The organism is Shewanella sp. UCD-FRSSP16_17 (genome assembly GCF_001675935.1).
Taxonomy (GTDB): Bacteria; Pseudomonadota; Gammaproteobacteria; order Enterobacterales; family Shewanellaceae; genus Shewanella; species Shewanella japonica.
Map to the genome: position 1 here is coordinate 332,997 of NZ_LZFV01000035.1, position 20,427 is coordinate 353,423.

A 20,427-nucleotide genomic window follows, 5' to 3' on the forward strand; every position below is an offset into this window, starting at 1 on the left:
TCCCATTTTATGGGTTGTTTTAGTGAATTTCAGTCACAGCGGCAATGAATTTACATAGCACTGTGATATGAACTTGACGGAATTTTTGCAGGTTTGAGCTGCTTAAGTTGTGGGCTATGTCAAACTTTTTGGGATAACGTAATGATTTGATGAAAAAATGTGACAAGTTCGAGACTTTTGGCTATTAGTTAACAGTGATTTAGCAAACTACCCCTTTGTGGAGGTTCACATAATTGGCGATATAGTGTAAGTGGCGCTGTAATAGGGTTTAAGCATAGTTAAGGTGTTGCTTAATTGTTAACTCTTTGGCGGTATTTGCATATGCGTTATGCATTTTTGCATAGGAAAAAGTGCGTTTGATATATTGAGCTCAAAAAAAAGCGACCTATTGAGGTCGCTTTAGCATTTGCTTAACAATTCGCTGTTAATTAATTCAACAGCTTATCAGTGTATTTAGAAATCTAAACGTACACCAACAGTGAAGATATCATCACTTAAATCTTCAACAACACCATTTAGCTTCATGTCGCCGTCGTATTTCGTGTAGTGACCGTATACTAAAGTGTTGTTGCTTAAACGGTAATCAGCACCGATGCTGAATTGTTGAATTTCAACGTCAGATACATCTTTACGTGCGTCTAATACGTTTGCACCTTCGTCATTTTCAAGCTGACCAGTACGACGGTCTACAATTTTACCTAGACCTGAATCATCGTAACCGTACATTGCTTTAATTTTAAGGTTACCCATCACGTATGCAGCGTTGATGAAGTAACTGTCACCTTCAAGGTGTGCTAATTCGCTTTTTAGGCTTTCAGTGTTTTGGTATAAACCGCCAACAATGAAGTTGCCAAATTTAGCTTGAACTACACCACGGTATGCTTCGATGTCTGTAATTCCGTCTTGGTAAGCGGCAGCTGCATAGAAGTTGTGAGATTTAAGTGCTCTATCACCAATCGTTGCACTTAATGCGTACATAGAGTCACTTTGTGATTCGTAGTTATCATCCATTAAGTAAGTCGCGTTAAGTGTTAGCATGTCAGCTAACTTTGGTGAGTAATAGCTAATGCCGTCACCAGAACGAGTTTGACCAGCTGCTAATAAGTCGATGTCTGAGTTGCTGTTACCGAATAAGTCAAAGCCGCCTTCAGATTGCTTAAATACAGTGTCATTACGACCAACTAATGCAGTACCAGCGTTGGTTTTAAGACCGATGAAGGTGTTACGAGCAGCGAATGTGTTACCTGAATTATCAAAGTTGCTTACGCCGAATTCCATTTGGTAAAGAATTTCGAAGTCATCGTTGATTTTCTCTGTGCCTTTCACACCTAACCAAGAGAAATTGTTTTCAATGACTGTACCGTCTTTTTGGTTTTGAGTTGCGACACCCAAGTCAGAGTTCGTAAGTGCAAGATCAGCACGACCGTAGAAATTTGGACCATCAGCTAAAGCAGTAAATGAAGTCATAGCAGTACAAGATAAAATAGCTGCAGTGATCAGGTTTTTTTTCATCATCTTAATCTTCCTTTGGTAAGGGCTTGATTTTGTTGGGCACTCATCAGGTGTGCTCAACATTGATAGAAATAGTGACTCATAACGGATACGTTAAAGACACTATTATTCTGGATCCTTTATTTGCGCCCGATATTGACATAAAAGCTTCACTGAAAAGTGTGATAATTATCACTAATGATGTTTTTTATTTGATTTGTATCATATTGGTTTACAAGGCTTATATTGCTTTTTAACAAGCAAGCCGCAACCGTTAACTGCACTTATCATAAAATGATGTGGTTAGTTAATGTTTGCAACAGGTGTGTCGAGAAATATGGCTATCTCAATCTGCAGTATTTATTGCAATGGCAGAGTTTTATTTCGCTCCTCAGCGAATTCGTATAAAATACCGCCCCCGAATAAGTCAGTAGCAAGAGCATCACATGTTGTCAGAATCATATTTAAATCGTTTTGGTGGAATTGGCCGTTTATATGGTCAACATGCACTTGAAAACTTTGCCAAGGCACATGTGGTCATTATTGGAATTGGCGGTGTAGGCACTTGGGTTGCTGAGTCGTTAGCTCGTAGTGGGATCGGGCAAATCACATTAGTTGATTTAGATGACATTTGCGTGACTAATACTAATCGTCAATCTCATGCATTAGCGTCAACCATTGGCGAGTCAAAGGTTGAGGTGATGGCAAAGCGTTTACGTGAAATTAATCCAGAATGCATTGTTTATGAAGTCGAAGACTTTATAACAGCAGATAACTTGGCTGAATACTTGGGCACTAAGCAAGAGCCTCTTGCGATTGATTATGTGGTTGATTGTATTGACGCAGTAAAGCAGAAAGCGGCTTTAATTGCCTGGTGTAAGCGTAATAAGCTGAAAATAGTGACCGTGGGTGGAGCAGGTGGTCAAACTGATCCAACCCAAATTCAGTTAACTGACTTAGCTAAAACCATTCAAGATCCTTTACTCGCAAAAGTGAGGGGAATTTTAAGACGTGAATATAATTTCACTAAAAATACGCAAAGACGGTTTGCTGTTGATGCGGTATTTTCAACTCAACATCTAGTTTATCCGCAAAATGATGGCAGTGTATGTAGTACCAAGGCTGCATCTGACGGTAGCATGAGAATGGATTGTGCTTCAGGCTTTGGCGCGGTCACTATGGTCACAGGTACATTTGGTTTTATTGCCGCGAGCAGAGTGTTAGCAAGACTTGCAGAAAAGTAACTAAAGTTATCGCCCCTCATTTCAGTGTTGCAACATTTTTTGGCGTAATCCAATAAGGTTACGCCATCTATATTAAGACTTTTCTGTATAACAATGAACGATTTGCCATCTTCACATAACGTAAGAGAAGCGTGATAATTAGCGGTCGAAATAGTTCTATTTCAGATGGCCCACATCATCAGCCACGCCCCTGTGCATCTTAAGTCCTATTAAACATTTATTTTTTGCTTACGGATAATCTCTTGGCACTAAAATTGCTCTTGAAGTGATAGATTCAAAAATCTGACACTTTGGACGTAACATGATGAAATTTACATTAGATACCTTAAAGTTAGCCAATATTAAGCGTGTATTGGTAAGCGTGATGCTTTGGTGGGTGGTAGCGTGTGCAGTATTATTATTTGCACCGAACCATGTGTTACAAACTTTGTCCCTTGACGGTTTTGTGTCTAACTATGGGCACTTTATTGGTTTAGGTTTAATTGTTGGTGCCGCTTTCTTTTTGAGTCAGTTATTCACATTTGTTGTTGATGAGTCGATTAGTTACTTACGAGAAAAACGTGCCATAGAAACCATTGAAGCGAAAGTGAAGCTATTAGATCCGGCTGAACGTGCCTTATTACGAGAGTTCTTTCTTCAAGGAGCCACTATTTTGGCACTACCGCAAAACGAGTTAGCCGTAAAAGGACTCGTTGCAACAAGTATTCTTGAGCTTGTCGGTAATGAAAGACATTACGCTATTCAAGGGCCTACTGCTGAATATAAGATTTCAATGAAGGCGCGCGTATACCTCAATCGGGAAGTGCTGCGTTTACCCGCCGGCGAACCAAGTAAAGAAGAGTTAACTCATCTAATCAAAGCAAGGCCGCAGTTTATTAATGGATTAGTGCAGCCAAGAAAACATGCCGCTTAATTGACTATGTAGACTTAAGTCAGTGCTGAACTTTTCAATATGAATTATTGACACAAAAATGGGGGCTAATGCCCCCTAATTATTTGCCAAAAAACACAAAAACTGACTTAAATCTAAATAAGAATTACCTATTTTTTTGGAGCCGACTTCACAATAAACATCCACATCATGTACGACATAATTCCCATAGTGCAGAAGATAACAATCATTGACAGCAAACCAATTGCATTACCAAACATTAAATCTAACCAGAATGCCATTTCATAATCCTCTTTATCGTGAAGTCATAAGTAACATATCGCATACATCTGTTAACAATTATGATCTCGATCAATTAACCTTTCGGTTATTGCTTAATCGCTAATGTAATGTATTAGAAAGGAGTCAATTATAAGCTTCATCACACAAATGCTGGCTAATCCAAGCAAGTTGAGACGTTTAAAGCAGTGTTTAACGTAACTGAATACTTGCTTTGAATGAGATTTGAGCTATTGAAATGAAAACTTCGATTAAGGTGCTGAAAGGGCTTGCCATTGCCATTGGCCTAGGTATAATTCTGATTCTCGATTGAGCCTAGCTCTTTTGAAACATCAATATGATGCCGGTGTGGTGAAATTGGTATACACGACGGATTCAAAATCCGTTGCTTTCGAGCGTGGCGGTTCAAGTCCGCCCACCGGTACCATCTCCTCTTTGAGGAATAAACCGACTTAATGTCGGTTTTTTTGTGCCTGCTTTTTGTTGAAATATGCCAATCTAACGCTTTAAGTTCTAATAACAACTATCGAAAATATTACTTAACTAATTGCTTTTATATGTATTATTTCTTATTTGACGTTTTTCGAATCCAGCGACAATACCGAGTTCATAAAAGGGTATTTGACGTGTTAACGAATCTTGCAGTAGCGCGTAGCCGCCGTTATCGATAGAGAGTTCATCAGCAAGACTTTCGCCTTTAATCCAGCCTAGTCCATACAACAGAACAGCGGTCATGCAGGTGTATTGAATTATGCCTGAAAAATAATGCTTCATAAAAATCTCATATTTATCATGTTCTCAGTAAGAGTTGAGCGGTTTTTTAACGACTCTATAGTATTACTGTTTTATTAAGCTATTGAATATGCTCAAAGTTAATAATGAGCGAATAGTAAAGGTAAGGGATGACATTTTTATGAAAGCTTAGCATGGTTTATCAATAAGCAATCGTACCAATGAGACTGTTTAAGTAGGGGATTTGGCTAATGCATTAAGTGCTAGAGGCTTAAATACTTTTGCTGGCCACATAAAAATAGTTTGTTAATTGAATTGTTATTAACCAAGTAACGGTTATTAACTGCTTAATAAAGCACCATTATTGATTATTACTCTAGAGACTAAAGCTATTGTGAATAATTAAAGTACTTTTATGTCTGGCTAGATATCATTTTCTGATGAATATCATTTTAGGTATTGATGGTTTTATATGTTAATTGGTTAACTAATTGAGTCTCATGCAAATAATAAAGGACACATTAAGTGTCCTCTATTATTTGTATGTTAGTTATTTAACTAGAACTTATAATCAATAGCTAAATAGACCTGCTGGGTATCATTTAATGAGAAGGTACCTGTATTCGCACCATTACCCACATCTTTTTCATAATCTTGCTTTAGGTATTGATAACCAATTTCTGTAGACCAGTTGTCATTGATATTGTACATAAAGCCAGTTTGACCACCCCAAACGAAGTTATTGCCAGAGCTTAAATCAGCATCTTTAATACTCGTGTGTGTCATACCAGCAGTGGCGCCGACAAACCAATTCATTTTATTACTAGCACCGAGTGGAACAAGGTAATCGTATGACAGTAAGAAGTTTTGTTGCTTGCCTATATCTTCAGAGTTGTAGCCATAAGTACCATATACACGGCTGTTGTCATTGATATAGGTACCAACGCGAAGTTGATAAGCCATATCTTTTTCTTTTTCTTTACCACCACCGACTGTTGAGTCTTCATATTTGTTTTGTTGGTAGCCAGCTGCGCCACCAATAAACCAATCAGATGCCATTGCTGGTACAGACATCATTGAGGTGATCACACCTGCTAAAATAAGTTGCTTTGTTTTCATAATCCACTCCAAGTAAAAAATGTAAGTCAGTTCGTTTTGATGGATTCACTATAATCTCGAGATGCTGAATAAAAACTGAATGAAAACATTAAGGTTTATTTTCGGCTAATTATTATTTGTATAAGAATTAAACTTGGATTGGTTTTCAATATTTGTAATTAGTTATTTTTAATATGGCTAATTTGATGTTATTTAGACGAAATTATTTGGTTCATCTTATTGTTGGTGAATGCCTTTTTTGTATATTCGAGTTGATTAAAGATTAGATGATCACAGTTTTACAATTAACTTTGTTTTTTACATGAGCAAGGTCACTGTATCGTTTTTAACTGATATTGAGTGCTAGATTATTGATGTATAAACAAGGTGTAAGGCTGTCAAAAAACATAACCAGTCTATAGCCTTAAAAACGATTTCAGCATCATGGATACAGCGAGCTCCCTACATTAACTCTGCTGTTGACTCTGAAATCAATCTGTTATGACGCAGGAAGTCATACATAAATTAATGTTTGCTAAGGAGATTTAGCTAATGTTCTATATTCATATGCTGTTGCTGCTAGCGGTGATATTCGTTGGTATCCGTCACGGTGGTGTTGCGTTTGGTTTGCTTGGCGGTTTAGGTGTTTCGGTTTTGGCATTTGTGTTCGGTATTGCCCCAGGATCGCCGCCAGTCAGTGTTATGCTGATTATTCTCGCTGTAGTGGCTGCTTCAGCTACCCTTGAGGCCACGGGTGGCCTTAAGTTATTAGTTAAATATGCTGAAAAATTACTTAGAAAACATCCTAGCCAAATTACTTTTTTAGGCCCGTTATGTACTTATTCGTTAACTGTTTTAGTGGGAACCGGCCATTCAGTTTACCCACTATTGCCAGTTATTTATGATGTTGCTTATAAAAAAGGTATTCGTCCTGAGCGTCCATTAGCTATGGCAACAGTGGCATCTCAAATGGGGATTACTGCAAGCCCTATTGCTGCTGCGGCGGCAGTAGTCATGGCCACTGCGATGGATAACAATCTTGATATCAGTTTAATTAATGTGTTGTCGGTAACGATTCCGGCTACGTTAGTTGGTGTGCTAGCAGGTTGTGCTTGGAGTTTACATCGCGGTAAAGATTTAGATAAAGATGAAGCATTTCAAGAACGCCTTAAAGATGATGAATTTCGTCAGAATCTGATTGATCCTGAGGTTGAAACTGATGATCAGGCACATACCGATAGCATTGCCAAAAGAGGTTTAGCATTATTTTTGGCCGGGATTTTATCTGTTATCGTGTTAGCTATGTTCAGTAAAGAATTGCTACCAGAAGGCGTAAAAATGTCTGTAGCGATACAGTTCATGATGTTGTCTGTTGGTGCGGTTATATTACTGGCAACCAAGGTTTCGCCACAAAAGATTGTTAATAGTAATGTCTTTACTGCCGGTATGACGGCTGTGGTGATTATTTTTGGTATTGCATGGTTGAGTGACACTATTATTGGACATCATAAAAGCTACTTAGTGAGTTCATTAAGTGACTTAGTGAGCGCCTACCCTTGGTCATTTGCGATTGCCATGTTTATGGCATCTATTTTTCTTAAAAGCCAAGCGGCAGTATTAACGATTATGTTTCCGTTGGGGTTTGCATTAGGTATACCCGCACCTGTGTTAATTGGTGTTATACCTGCTTGTTATGCTTACTTCTTTTTCCCATTCTACCCAAGTGATTTAGCGGCAATTAGCTTTGACCGCTCAGGTACGACAAATATTGGTAAGTATGTGTTAAATCATAGCTTTTTAGTGCCAGGATTTATCGGTGTCACCACGGCAACCGTATTGGGTTACTTTATCTCGACATTGGTTATTAACCATTAACTGATAAGTCAATCGACATAAAAAAGCCCAGCATATGCTGGGCTTTTTACGTTAAGTGTTAAATAACGATTATGACTTCATTTTACGACGACGGAACATCGCTAAAGGAAGAAGAAGTGTAGTTAACCAGCCCATAGAGCCGCTGTCATCCTTAAGGTCAGGAGCAGAAAGAATATCTATTGAAACTTGTTCAGTAGTACTATCTGCTTCGCCATCATTTGCTGTGACAGTGAAGGTATAGACACCAGTCTTAGTAGAAACAAAGCTAATATCTTTGGCTGTACTATCGAAAGATACATCTACAGGTCCAGCTGTTTGAGTCCAAGCATATGTTAGCGAGTCACCATCAACATCAGCAGCACCAGAACTAACTGTTGCTTCCAGACCTACTAAGATCTTGCTGGCTGAAGGGGATACAGTCGGTGCATCGTTAACATTGGTTACATCAACCACTACTTCAGTTGGAGTGCTTACAGTACCTGCAGCGTCTGTAGCTGAGTAGGTAAACATATCCTTACCGAAGAAATCTTTATTAGGCGTGTAAGTTGCTTCGCCAGACTCTGTGATTGTCACTGTACCATTTGCTGGCTCATCAACAATTTTCACCATACCAAGATCACCTGTAGCGGCAATATTGATAATGCGTTGAGCAGAGGCTGTTATTCCATCACCAGTCACTTTAGAGCGAGCCACTTTTTGAGCTGGCATTGTATCATTCTCTAAAACGTTGAATGTAACAGCTGTTTCTTCAACTGTAGTTGAGCTGTCCATATACCCAAGATCGAAATCTTCCGCTGTTGCTTTATAGTCAATTTTGACTTGTCCAGCAGCTGATGAAACAACTTGAAGGTAGTCATCGTTAGTTACCGCAGTTCCTTCGCCATTGTAGTAATAAGTAGAACCAATCGTGCCACCTATATTTTCTGCACCAATAGATACATTAGCAGGCATATTTGGAATATCTAGGTAGTTAAATGAAACATCTTCAACATCACCAGTCTTAATCCATACACTAAATGAATATGCCGTACCAGATGGGTCGGCATATAATTGGCCATCGTTCCATTCAACAACAATGAAGGTTCCTGATGCAAGTTCGATAATGTTTAAGCCTAATTGACCGCCACCAGTATCAGTTGCAGTTCCATCACTTAAATCAAAATCTGACCAGAAAGGAGCAAGAATGTTATTAGGGTTAGCACTATCAGGTAATTCTTTATTATTCCAAGTACCGCCTGTATTACCGCCACCAACTAAAACAATACCATTGTCTGAAATCGTAATCGTATCGTAAGTTGAACCATTATATTTGAATGATGGAAGACCTTCATAAGTGAATGATTTTTCATCACAGCCTTCGTCACATGTTGGAATAAATGCTAAATCTGCATCAAAAATACTTGGATAAGTACCAGTGAAGGCTTCGATAGACATTTCAGATTGCTCTAAACTTCCAACCCAAGTAATTACACCAGTTTCTTCGTTTACACTAAAACCATTTTGAGAAGCATTGGTTAAAGTAACAGATACATCATCTTCTGAAGTTAACATGGAACCTTCAGGTGCCATTGCTGTGAAGGTAACAGTATTCTCAAACATCGTGTTGTTGAGCACTGCTGAAATTTCCATATCATCTGAAGTCGTCAAATCTGCATCATCAGAAGTTACAGAAATCAATGAAGAGTCGCTAGACTCTTGCGCTAACACTGCGAGAGGTAAATGAGCATCTTGCATGCCTGATGCACTCGAAAGCATCACATTACCGAATATCCAATCACCATATTCTGCAAAAGTAGAATCGACTGTGACCATAAAGGTCGCAGAGCCGCCAGCTGGGATATCTAAAGTACTTGGAGAAACCATGATGCCTGCAGAATCAGAGCTTGCGGCTAATGACCATGAGGTGTCTTCTTCACTCTTATTGTAAACCGTGCGAGTGAAAGTACATGGACCAACACATGAATCAGCAGCAATTGAAGGCTTATCGAAAGTTAATACCGCTTTAGCTGCAGCATCTAAATCCATACGACCCGCACCCATTGCAAACGGTGAAGCTGCAGTAGTTGCATCATCATCTAGGATGCCATCAACAGTTGAAGTTGATGTTAGCGCGGTCTTAATATCATTTGCAGACCAATCAGGATGTAATTGACGCATCATTGCTGCAGCGCCAGCAACATGAGGGCTTGCCATACTGGTACCAGAGATCATATTGAAATCTAGTCCACCATCATCAGGCGAGTAAGCTGATAAGATATTAGTACCTGGAGCAGCAATATCCGGCTTTAAGATATTTTGGTTACCGTTTGGTCCACGTGAGCTAGAACTATTAATGGTATCAGCTAGTTCAGGTACCATTAAACGCTTAATTTCTGAACCAACAGTACCTTCGGTTGCCGTTTCGCCCATAGCATCGATAATATCTAATCCATCACCATTTGAAATCATCACCGATGGGAATGTAACGCCAGGCATAGACATGGTAATCGGTGCACCAGGATTACTGTTATATACTACAAGTGCACTTGCACCAGCATTCATCGCATTTTCAGCTTTCGACGAAAATGCACAAGCACCTCGAGATATTAATGCGATACTGTCTTTAAAGCTATCAACTGGGAAAGCATCACACCCTTCAAAATTAGCTTCATCGATATTTATTGCAGCAACAACAGGTGCTGTAACATCCATTTCGATAACCGTATCAGAACCAGGGATTGCGAGTAAGTCTTCACCACCAGCATTGAAACTGTTGGCAAAGTAGCGGCCTGTTGTGCTGTTGGCTACAGCAATACCAGACTCAATACATGCAGGGCAACCAATAGTGCTTGCGCCATTACCGTCGTTACCCGCTGCAGAAACAACGACAACACCTGCCGCTTCAGCTGCTTCAAACATGGTTTTATATGGGCTACTGGCAGGATCCGCACCAGCGCCACCACCCCAAGAGTTGTTGATAACATCAGCGCCATCATTAACTGCATGCTCCAACGCTTCCATTAACATGATGTTAGAGCCACTACCACCTGAACAGTCTGCTTTAGAATATAACGCCTTGTATGACATTAAGTATGCTGCAGGAGCTACACCTGATAATTCAACATCAATGTCATTAAATTGGGTAGAGACTAAGTTACCTACCGCTGTACCTGCAACGTGTGTACCGTGACCGCCGTAACCTAGTGGACTCATGTATTCATCAGGACAGACTTCAAAAGTCGGTTGAGACCAGCGGGCTACAATCAGTTTGTTATTACAGAATGACTCATCTGTTGTTGAACAGTAATCATCAGTTGGCATGGCGCCCATAGGAGCTTCAAAACCTTCATCGGCAAACATTGGGTTTTCTGGTCGAATACCACCATCGATAACCGCAACTCGAATGCCTTTACCTGCATTTGCCATTCCATTCACAGTTGTCCACATTGCTTCAGTATTAATCACTTGAAGTGATGCATCCATGCTGATGTCATACATAGTTTCAGGGTAAACAGATTTAACCCCAGGAATAGCCATTAACTGCTCAATAGTTAAATTTTGACCTGCGACTGTTACGCCATTGAAAAGCGTTTTGAATTGGCGCTCTACTTTACTGTTGGCAGAGATTTTATTGAGTGCATTTGAAAATGCTTTCTGTTCATTAGCAAGATGTGATGCGTAATTTTGAACAGCAGCAGATTGTATATCTAATTTGGTTTCCTTTGCAGTTACTGCTGTTGCAGCAAGATTTTGAGTACCGCCTTGGTATGATGCTACCGCAGGAGAAGAGAGTTCAACGATAAATCGTTTTGGTGCAGTTACATTGATAGGGCTGACAGCTGGTTTGCTGTATTGATTACTAGACAATATTTCTAACTCATATTTATTGCCTGTCATTTCGGTGTTTGCAAAGCTAGCACTTGATAATAGTGCCGCTGATATAGCTATTGATAATTTAGTCTTCACAACTTCTTCCTTGGTTAAAGCATTGACCACGTCCAAGCATGTGTAGGGTAGAGACTAGGTCGGTGGTAATGCTGTTTTATAATTTTGTTTATAATGCGTATGGCGCATTCTTCGATGCACTCTACGACTTTTTAACACAAAACTTTAACAAAGGTAACCAAAGGTGTTACAAATTTGCAAAATTATTATGAATTTTAACTATCTCTTAAGTGGTATATCATTATTAAGTAAGTTATAAGTCATTATTTTTTGGACTAAGGCTTAACACCACGAACAATAGGGTTTTGTAGGCTGATTAATGTTTCTGTTGATTGAATTTCATCAATTGACTGGATGCGATTGATTAAAACATGCTGTAATCCATCGATAGACTGGCACATTACCTTTACAAAAACACTGTAATTACCAGTGGTATAATATGCCTCAACAACTTCCTCAAGGGCATTTAACTTTGATATGGCAGCAGGATAATCACCTGCACTTTTTAAATTGATACCAATAAAACAGCAAACGTCATAGCCTAAAGCTTTAGGATCTACTGTTATCCTTGCTCCAGTAATAATGCCTGCTTGTTTCATTTTTTCTACTCGGACATGAATCGTCCCTGCACTGACGGCAAACCGTTTCGCCAGTTCAGCAAAAGGGGTGCGGGCTTCTTCCATCAATGCTTCAAGAATTTGATTATCGAGCTGATCTCTTTGAAATGGGGTTTCCATATTAAAATGCCTAATTTAGTTATAATTAGTTATTAATTTAAGACTAAATATAAATAAATGCCATCAAATACTTCTCATGAAGTCATTTTGATGAATACCCCTTCTGTGATTAAGTCGCTTCAGAGGAGGTGATTTTGAATATGACAATCGACAACTATCTAGACATAAGTCATTAAAATAACGATGCAGAGTATGTAGTAAAGACAAGTAAGCTGGAAAACTAAGTATGAGAGCTAAGTATGGTCTCTCAGTAAGAGACCTAAGTAAAAGAAACTAGCGAGTCACAATAAGGGAAACCATATTAATAGCAATAGCAATAGTCATAGGGCTGACAGTGCGACAATCTATGATTGAGTCACTTTATAGTAATATCTCGGTTTTATCGCTAATTAAGCCCTAATTATTGATCATTAATAGGTTCTATAAATGGCACTTCGGCTTTAAAGGTTAATGCTTGCTGATGATACGGGTGATTAAACGAAAGTTCTGCAGCATGCAGTAGTAATCGTGTTGATAATCTTTTGGCGAGTGGATCAGCGTAAAAACCATCACCTAAAATGACATGGCCTATTGCCATCATATGAATTCTTAGTTGATGAGAACGACCTGTAATGGGCGTGAGTTTAACTAAGGTAGATTGTTTGGCGTAACTGATGACTTCTACATAGGTTAATGAGGGCTTACCTAACTTATGGTCCACTTTTTGTTTCGGGCGATTTGGCCAGTCGCAAATCAGCGGGTAATCCACTTGCTTAATCGCAGGGTTCACATGGCCCGCAACTCTTGCGTAATAGGTTTTGGCCGTTTCTCTATCTCGAAACTGACGTTTTAACTTACGCTCTGCATTACGGCGCAGCGCAACGACAATAACCCCAGATGTGGCCATATCTAAGCGATGTACAATTTGTGCATTGGGGTGCTTCTCAAGCACACGGCTATATACGCTGTCATGGTATTGAGCTTCTCTTCCAGGAATAGATAACAATCCTGAAGGCTTATTCAGCACGATGATGTCTTTATCTTCGTGAATGATATCAAGCCAAGGATCGGTTGGAGGAAGGTAAATGAAATCTGCCATGGTAAGCCTTTAACGTAAATGCGCGGCAAAGATACCTTTGCCGTCATATTTGTGCAAGTTGTTCTCGCTACCTTTGTGGCTAAATGACAATTTCAGCCTTTACTTAAATCAAATCGTTAAATTTTGTATTAAGAAAAAGCGTTGCCATTAACGTGCATAATGGTAAAAGTCCAAACAACAAAAGCGAGAGGAACATGAACCAAGGCATAAAAGCTTTGATCTAATCGAGACATACCTTGAGCATTCCAGATTAAATACACATGCGCGATGAGCACTAAAGGAAATAATGACAGTAGCGGATAGAGGGCAAACGGGCTCGCATCAGCAAAAATACTGTGACTAAACAGTGCCCAAAATACCATAAAACTGGTGGTTAGCGGCGGTGCAGCTAACCGATATTGTTCTGGATAAGGAAACATCCTATAACCTTAATAGCAACAAAAGATACTACTAGATTAACCTTTAATTTCCTTTTTGCCATGTATTACTTTTCGATGGACTACAGAATAATGTCTAAGCCCAGCAGGTCCATGAGATACCACAACTGATAACAGCACAATAAAGATAGTGATCTCAGGCTTCCAATTTGCCATTGGGATAAATAGCAACAAGAGTAAAATTTTACAGATGGTTAATACGCCTTTTAATTGAATTAACCAGCGCCAATCGCGAATAACTTCCCATGCAAACAGGGCAACACCACTGGCCATTGCTATTATCCAATAGTTAAGCCACTCACTTTGCTCTATACCCAGTAGCAGACCGCCACCGGCACCGACGACACCAACAATATGCAAGGCGCGTAAACTGGTTTTTCCGAGGCGTTGGATCCAAAATTGAAATTCTGATACTTCTTGTTGCTGCTTTTTAGACATAGAAAATACGTAATTGGTCAGTTATTGACGTATCAGCTTAACAAATTCATTTCGAATGAATAGCGATCTATAGCAAACTCTAAATTATTGCTATGCTGATGTGATAAAAATGCGCAACCTTGATATCCGATTTACTTATTTGATTTCAAGTATAAGCCGTTGTAACGCTTTCTATTAAGGACAATGACATGAAAATTGGCTTCTTCAGTGCCAAAAATTACGATATTCAGCACTTTGATGCAATCAACCAAGATTTTGGTGCAACCATTGAATATTTCGATTATCGACTTTGCATGCAAAACGTTAAATTGGCTGATGGTTTTGAAGTGGTGTGCGCATTTGTTAACGACTCATTGTGCGAAGAAGTTTTAGTAGAGCTGGCTAAAGGTGGCACAAAAATTATCGCAATGCGCTGCGCCGGATTTAATAATGTGGATTTAGATGCAGCGCATCGATTAGGGATCACTGTCGTCAACGTACCAGCTTATTCTCCCGAGTCGGTTGCAGAGCATACTATTGCGATTATGCTGACATTGAACCGGAAAATACATAAAGCATACCAACGCACTCGTGACGCCAACTTCGCCCTATCGGGTTTGGTGGGTTTTAACATGCATGGCAAAACCGTCGGTGTTATTGGCACTGGGAAAATAGGCATTGCTACGATTAAGATTTTGCTAGGTTTTGGCTGTAAGGTGATTGCTTACGATCCATATCCTAATCAGCAAGTAATTGATTTAGGAGTTAACTATACCAGTCTCGATGAATTGTACCCTCAATGTGACATCATCAGTTTGCACTGCCCATTGACTGAAGATAATCATCATATGCTGTGTACTCAAAGTTTTCATAAAATGAAAACAGGGGTCATGGTGGTTAATACTTCACGTGGTGGATTGTTAAATGCAATCGATGCCATGGAAGCGCTAAAAGAGGGGCAACTTGGTGCATTAGGTTTGGATGTTTATGAAAATGAAAAAGAACTCTTTTTTCAAGATAAGTCCAACGAAATAATTCAAGATGATGTTTTTAGACGGCTGTCAGCCTGTCACAATGTTATCTTCACTGGTCATCAAGCGTTTTTAACTGATGAGGCGCTTAATGCAATTGCCTCGACAACCTTAAAAAATGTCACCGACTTACTCTCAGGGCAGCATTCGGCAAACGAGTTAAATTAGATCGTAAGCAAACATGGTGAGACTCATTATTTTAGGTAATGCTCAACGTTTACACATGTTAATAAAACCAGCACTCAGACTGACTAAAAAGAGGGAATATGATAATCACCAAGGAAGTTCATGATATTGACACGCCAACAGGCGTGATGCGCACCTACGTTTATCGCCCAGATGTCGCAGGACAGTTCTCGACAATTATTTTTTACTCTGAAATTTTTCAGCAAACAGCACCTATAGCTCGCAGTGCAGCAATACTTGCTGGGCACGGATTTGTCGTGCTAGTTCCTGAGGTTTTTCACGAGTTAAACCCGATTGGTACCGTGCTCGATTATGATGATATTGGTAAAGATAAAGGTAATGCGGATAAATTTGCAAAGCCATTAGAACATCATGATAGTGATACGCAAGCAATGGTGGATTTTGCTCGTAGCCAAGCCTATTGCACCAGTAAAGTCGCTGCTATGGGAGTGTGTATAGGAGGGCATTTAGCATATAGAGCAGCGCTGAATGCGGATATCAGTGGCGCTTTTTGCTTGTATCCTACAGACATACATTCCAATACCTTACCGTGTGAAGCATTGAATGATTCACTTACCCGCACGGGGGATATTGCTGGTGAGGTGGCCTTGGTGTTTGGCAAGCAAGATCCCCACGTGTCTAGTGAAGGGCGTAAACTGATTTACCAAAAGCTTGAGCAAGAAGGCGTGAGTTTTAGCTGGCAAGAAGTCAATGCTCAGCATGCGTTTATGCGTGATGAAGGTGAACGTTATGATGCGGCACTGGCATTGCAAATGTATTTACAAGCTGTGGCATTTTTTCAGCGCTTATTAAATTAACCCGATACACAGATGCGATAACACTCGTGAAGTTAGCTTAACTAATGAATGCGCTATGGGGGCTCCCCCATGTGGCGCATTTTTTATTAGGGCAATGTGTAAAGCTAATCAGGCGTGATATCTTCATCGACATATTGAGAGGCGGTTTTCTCTGTGGATGAGTTTGGTTCCTTCACTGTTTTAGGTATTTTTATGACTGCCTTTTGTAGCATAAGGTTATTCGGGTAAGTCATCATATCGCCTTGATCGCGTTTAATTATCACATGAAATAAACTGATTTCGACAATCACCCCTGTCATATCTTCATCTTTATCCACGATTTTTATCTTATCGCCAATTCGATACGGAAATGCAAAGAAAATCAGTACCCCTGCAGTAATGTTGCTTAACATTGACCATTGGGCAAATAACGCAACCCCCAAAACGGCAAAGGCTGATGAAACAAATAACGAGACTTCTTGGTACCCCAATCCTAATGACACAGCCATAATGGATGCAGTAATAAAAAAGAGTAGATAAGTTAATAGTCTTGTCACTAAACGGCTGCGTACTTCATTGACCTGTTTTTTCTTGGCTTGTTGGCTGATAAATTGCTTCAGCTGTTGCTGTATAAAGATAAATACAGCAATGCAAATAGCGCAAATTAGGATTTGAATTGTCATAGTGGCTCACTTTAATGCGTCAAGTTCCGACTTATTTAAGCTAAGTTTGAAGTCAAGATGATGTGAGTTTGAATTTATCCTGTAAACTGTCTTTCTTGCAACCAAATTCGTCAGGTTGAAATTAGCTGACGGTATACCAGAGTCAGTTCCATGTCAGATTATCAGCAGTTACATCATATTAGTGATGAGATCGGTCCTATCTATGTCTTAGAAGACAATGAATGTCGAATTTTGTCCTTTGGTGACAATGACGAACAAAGTAAAATCCTTAAAGCCCAGCCCCATATTCCTCAGCATACCTATATTCAAGCGATGTTAGCAGTATTGCTTTTTAGCCAACCTAAAAGTGCAATCATATTAGGTTTAGGTGGCGGTGGGTTAATTCATGCTTTGCGTCGTTATGATGCAGCCATAAAATTGACCGCTGTTGAACTGCGTTCACCTGTTATTGATATTGCTAAACGATTTTTCCAGTTGCCAATTGGCAAAAAGTTGAACTTGGTTCATCAAGATGGCACCGAATTTCTTGCTGAAGGTAATCATAAACGCGTGGATATTATTTTCGCGGATATGTACATAGAGCAAGGCGTCGATGAAAAACAACTTACTGTGGAGTTTATTGCCCATTGTCATCAAAGCTTAAAAGCTGACGGATTTTTGGTACTCAATTGCTGGAAAGAGCACAGCAAAAGTGAACTATTAAAGCAAACATTGTCTATGCACTTTGCGAATGTTTATGCCACATTAACCGGTGGAGGCAATTGGGTTGTGTATGCCAGTAAGCAGCCACACTCTTTTGGTAGTGCAGTCAATAAGCAACATGTGCAGCAATTATCCAAACAGCTTGATTATCCAGTTGGACGGGCGCTAACACGTTTTACCCAATGGGAATAAGCAAGTTTAATATCAGTGATTCGGAAAATCCGATTATCCAAGTCTTTTATCTGTCTTTGTTCTAAAAAACCGATTAGGGTGATAGTTTTTACCCGTTATATTTAATTTTAAAGACTCGCTATTATCTATTCCATCAAACGGATACAGCGACACACTTAATTAAATTATCGGAGTAACACAATGACTCAATCAATTATCAATTCTACAATCAAGCCATTTTCAGCTACAGCATTTCACAATGGCGAATTTGTACCAGTGACTGAGCAAGACCTACTAGGTAAATGGTCAGTAGTATTCTTTTACCCTGCTGATTTTACTTTCGTATGTCCTACTGAATTAGGCGACATGGCAGACCATTACGCTAAGCTGCAAGAAATGGGCGTTGAAGTTTACTCAGTATCTACTGACACTCACTTCACTCACAAAGCATGGCACGCAAGCTCAGACACTATCGGCAAAATCAACTACCCAATGATTGGTGACCCAACTGGTGCAATCACGCGTAATTTCGGTGTGATGATTGAAGAAGACGGTTTAGCACTTCGCGGAACATTCGTAATGAACCCAGAAGGCGAAATCAAAGTTGCTGAAGTACATGACCTAGGTATTGGTCGTAGCGCATCAGAGCTAGTACGTAAAATTCAAGCTGCTCAGTACGTAGCAACACACGACGGTGAAGTTTGTCCAGCAGCATGGCAGCCAGGTGAAGAAACACTTGCTCCATCAATTGACTTAGTCGGTAAAATCTAAGCTTACAGACTTAATACGTCATAATGGCTTACTCATCTCATCATCTGAGTAAGCCATATTGCTAACAAAGGTTAGCAAGCCTGTTTCAAATCATCTCCGGTCAATCTTAGGAGTCCCGATTTCTGTGTGATTCATCACCATGCAGAGATACTAAGATTGACAATTTTTTTGCTCAATCTCATTTTATTTTCCAGGAGCACACGTATGTTAGATACGAATATTAAAAATCAACTGAATACCTACCTGCAAAACCTCAAGCGCCCAGTTGAACTTGTCGTGTCAGCAGATGCAAGCTCTAAGTCTCAAGAGTTGTTATCACTTGCTCAAGATATTGAAGGTTTATCATCTTTAGTGAGTTTACAGCAGCAAACGTCGGATAGAACGCCGTCAATGAGCATTAAAAATCCACAAAATGGATCAAATATTACCTTTGCTGGTTTACCAATGGGGCATGAATTTACCTCTTTAGTGCTTGCGTTACTGCACTCTGGTGGTCATCCGATCAAATTAGATGCGGATGTGATCGAACAGATCCAAAACTTACCTGGTGAATTCCATTTCGAAACCTATGTGTCGTTGAGCTGCCAGACTTGTCCTGAAGTGGTGCAAGCGTTGAATATGATGGCTGCGATCAACCCAAATATTACTAATGTGATGATTGATGGCGCATTATTTCAAGATGAAATTAATGACCGCAATATCATGTCGGTGCCTACAGTGTATATGAATGGAGAGCCGTTCTCTGTTGGCGCGATTTCTGTTGTAGAAATCTTAAACAAGTTAGATGTCAATGCAGCAGCAAGAAAAGCTGAACAGTTAAATAACAAAGAATCGTTTGATGTTTTAGTTGTTGGTGGTGGCCCTGCTGGCGCATCAGCTGCGATATATGCAGCGCGCAAAGGACTTCGCACTGGCGTAGTTGCTGATAAGTTTGGTGGCCAAGTGGCTGAAACTGTTGGCATTGAAAACTTTATTTCAGTGTCTAAAACAGAAGGCCCTAAGCTGGTGGCCAACCTTGAAGCACACGTTAAAGATTATGATGTCGATATCATGGATAATCAACGTGCTTTGTCATTAAAGTCGGGTAAACAATTTGAACTAGAACTTGAAAGTGGCGCTAAGCTAACAAGTAAAACCATTTTATTAGCAACGGGTGCACGCTGGCGTGAAATGAATGTACCTGGTGAGCAAGAATATCGCGGTAGTGGTGTAGCTTATTGTCCTCATTGCGATGGCCCTTTATTTAAAGGTAAGCGTGTTGCAGTGATTGGCGGTGGTAATTCCGGCATTGAAGCCGCTATTGACTTAGCTGGCATCGTTGAACATGTCACCGTACTTGAATTTGACGCTAGTTTACGTGCTGATGAAGTCTTGCAACGTAAAGCTAATTCAATGGGTAACATTGACATTATAACTCAAGCAATGACCACTGAAGTTTTGGGTGACGGTAAGCGTGTAACGGGTCTTACATATACTGACCGCAGCACAAACGAATCTCATCATGTTGAACTTGCGGGTATTTTTGTTCAAATTGGTTTAGTACCCAATACAGAGTGGCTAACCGATACCGTAGACTTAACTTCGCGTGGTGAGATTATCGTTGATGGTAAAGGTGAGACATCTATTCCCGGAGTATTTGCAGCTGGCGATGTGACTAACTCAGCTTACAAGCAAATTATCATTGCGATGGGAAGTGGTGCAACAGCATCATTAGGGGCATTCGATTACTTGATTCGTCATAGTGATGAAGCAGATAACGCAACTGATGATGATGATACTGTTGAGAAAGCATTGAACTCTGATACCGTTGCTGCATAAGTCACCTCCACAAACAAGGCGATAGCCTTTAGGTTACTTTAGCAAATATCGAAAAAGTAAAAGC

At 39.8% G+C, this 20,427-nt stretch carries 18 protein-coding genes and 1 tRNA gene; 9 read left to right on the forward strand and 10 right to left on the reverse strand.

The window, feature by feature from the left end; translation table 11 throughout:
* Nucleotides 1–453: 453 nt before the first annotated feature.
* Entirely contained in the window at nucleotides 454–1,512 is a 1,059-nt protein-coding gene (locus tag A9267_RS15240; protein ID WP_055022756.1) for a porin, read from the reverse strand.
* Nucleotides 1,513–1,940: 428 nt separating this feature from the next.
* Between A9267_RS15240 and tcdA the strand changes: the two genes are divergently transcribed.
* Both tcdA and A9267_RS15250 read left to right on the forward strand, forming a co-directional pair.
* Nucleotides 1,941–2,735, forward strand: coding sequence for a tRNA cyclic N6-threonylcarbamoyladenosine(37) synthase TcdA (gene tcdA, locus A9267_RS15245; protein WP_065110050.1), 795 nt, complete (start codon nucleotides 1,941–1,943; stop codon nucleotides 2,733–2,735).
* Nucleotides 2,736–3,036: 301 nt separating this feature from the next.
* Complete coding sequence (locus A9267_RS15250; protein ID WP_065109784.1) at nucleotides 3,037–3,648, forward strand: superinfection exclusion B family protein; 612 nt, start codon at nucleotides 3,037–3,039, stop codon at nucleotides 3,646–3,648.
* A gap of 128 nt (nucleotides 3,649–3,776) precedes the next feature.
* Here A9267_RS15250 and A9267_RS15255 read toward each other — a convergent pair whose 3' ends face one another.
* A complete protein-coding gene (locus tag A9267_RS15255) occupies nucleotides 3,777–3,908 on the reverse strand; it encodes a DUF3149 domain-containing protein (RefSeq protein WP_065109785.1) in 132 nt (43 codons plus the stop codon).
* Nucleotides 3,909–4,248: 340 nt separating this feature from the next.
* On the opposite strand from A9267_RS15255, the gene A9267_RS15260 reads away from it, so the two are divergent.
* A tRNA-Leu gene (locus A9267_RS15260) sits at nucleotides 4,249–4,333 on the forward strand.
* Between the two features lie 116 nt (nucleotides 4,334–4,449).
* Here the strand turns inward: A9267_RS15260 and A9267_RS15265 are convergent.
* Together A9267_RS15265 and A9267_RS15270 are read right to left on the reverse strand one after the other, a co-directional pair.
* Complete coding sequence (locus tag A9267_RS15265; protein WP_065109786.1) at nucleotides 4,450–4,680, reverse strand: hypothetical protein; 231 nt, start codon at nucleotides 4,678–4,680, stop codon at nucleotides 4,450–4,452.
* Between the two features lie 516 nt (nucleotides 4,681–5,196).
* Nucleotides 5,197–5,757, reverse strand: a complete 561-nt coding sequence (locus A9267_RS15270) for an outer membrane beta-barrel protein (protein WP_065109787.1) — start codon at nucleotides 5,755–5,757, stop codon at nucleotides 5,197–5,199.
* Between the two features lie 531 nt (nucleotides 5,758–6,288).
* Between A9267_RS15270 and A9267_RS15275 the strand changes: the two genes are divergently transcribed.
* A complete protein-coding gene (locus A9267_RS15275; protein WP_055022685.1) occupies nucleotides 6,289–7,611 on the forward strand; it encodes an anaerobic C4-dicarboxylate transporter in 1,323 nt (440 codons plus the stop codon).
* Nucleotides 7,612–7,680: 69 nt separating this feature from the next.
* Here A9267_RS15275 and A9267_RS15280 read toward each other — a convergent pair whose 3' ends face one another.
* The 5 genes from A9267_RS15280 to A9267_RS15300 form a co-directional block, all read right to left on the reverse strand.
* Complete coding sequence (locus A9267_RS15280; RefSeq protein WP_065109788.1) at nucleotides 7,681–11,556, reverse strand: S8 family serine peptidase; 3,876 nt, start codon at nucleotides 11,554–11,556, stop codon at nucleotides 7,681–7,683.
* A 254-nt stretch (nucleotides 11,557–11,810) separates the two neighbouring features.
* Complete coding sequence (gene asnC, locus A9267_RS15285; protein WP_055022683.1) at nucleotides 11,811–12,272, reverse strand: transcriptional regulator AsnC; 462 nt, start codon at nucleotides 12,270–12,272, stop codon at nucleotides 11,811–11,813.
* 400 nt (nucleotides 12,273–12,672) lie between these two features.
* Nucleotides 12,673–13,350 (reverse strand): bifunctional tRNA pseudouridine(32) synthase/23S rRNA pseudouridine(746) synthase RluA, encoded by a 678-nt coding sequence (rluA, locus tag A9267_RS15290; RefSeq protein WP_065109789.1) that lies wholly within the window; start codon nucleotides 13,348–13,350, stop codon nucleotides 12,673–12,675.
* A 128-nt stretch (nucleotides 13,351–13,478) separates the two neighbouring features.
* Nucleotides 13,479–13,769: a hypothetical protein gene (locus A9267_RS15295; protein ID WP_055022681.1), complete on the reverse strand. Its 291-nt coding sequence runs from the start codon at nucleotides 13,767–13,769 to the stop codon at nucleotides 13,479–13,481.
* A 36-nt stretch (nucleotides 13,770–13,805) separates the two neighbouring features.
* A complete protein-coding gene (locus A9267_RS15300) occupies nucleotides 13,806–14,225 on the reverse strand; it encodes a hypothetical protein (protein WP_055022680.1) in 420 nt (139 codons plus the stop codon).
* Nucleotides 14,226–14,413: 188 nt separating this feature from the next.
* Between A9267_RS15300 and A9267_RS15305 the strand changes: the two genes are divergently transcribed.
* Both A9267_RS15305 and A9267_RS15310 read left to right on the forward strand, forming a co-directional pair.
* A complete protein-coding gene (locus A9267_RS15305) occupies nucleotides 14,414–15,403 on the forward strand; it encodes a 2-hydroxyacid dehydrogenase (RefSeq protein ID WP_055022679.1) in 990 nt (329 codons plus the stop codon).
* Between the two features lie 98 nt (nucleotides 15,404–15,501).
* The gene (locus tag A9267_RS15310; RefSeq protein ID WP_065109790.1) at nucleotides 15,502–16,239 is read left to right on the forward strand and encodes a dienelactone hydrolase family protein; all 738 of its coding nucleotides are present in this window, start codon (nucleotides 15,502–15,504) and stop codon (nucleotides 16,237–16,239) included.
* A 104-nt stretch (nucleotides 16,240–16,343) separates the two neighbouring features.
* Here the strand turns inward: A9267_RS15310 and A9267_RS15315 are convergent, their stop codons facing one another.
* Nucleotides 16,344–16,901, reverse strand: coding sequence for a mechanosensitive ion channel domain-containing protein (locus A9267_RS15315; RefSeq protein ID WP_055022677.1), 558 nt, complete (start codon nucleotides 16,899–16,901; stop codon nucleotides 16,344–16,346).
* 150 nt (nucleotides 16,902–17,051) lie between these two features.
* Between A9267_RS15315 and A9267_RS15320 the strand changes: the two genes are divergently transcribed.
* The 3 genes from A9267_RS15320 to ahpF all read left to right on the forward strand — a co-directional run bounded on the left by A9267_RS15320 (nucleotide 17,052) and on the right by ahpF (nucleotide 20,363).
* Complete coding sequence (locus A9267_RS15320) at nucleotides 17,052–17,795, forward strand: spermidine synthase (RefSeq protein ID WP_065109791.1); 744 nt, start codon at nucleotides 17,052–17,054, stop codon at nucleotides 17,793–17,795.
* Nucleotides 17,796–17,975: 180 nt separating this feature from the next.
* Nucleotides 17,976–18,545 (forward strand): alkyl hydroperoxide reductase subunit C, encoded by a 570-nt coding sequence (ahpC, locus tag A9267_RS15325; RefSeq protein ID WP_055022675.1) that lies wholly within the window; start codon nucleotides 17,976–17,978, stop codon nucleotides 18,543–18,545.
* A gap of 204 nt (nucleotides 18,546–18,749) precedes the next feature.
* Entirely contained in the window at nucleotides 18,750–20,363 is a 1,614-nt protein-coding gene (gene ahpF / locus A9267_RS15330) for an alkyl hydroperoxide reductase subunit F (RefSeq protein ID WP_065109792.1), read from the forward strand.
* The last annotated feature ends 64 nt before the right edge of the window (nucleotides 20,364–20,427 follow it).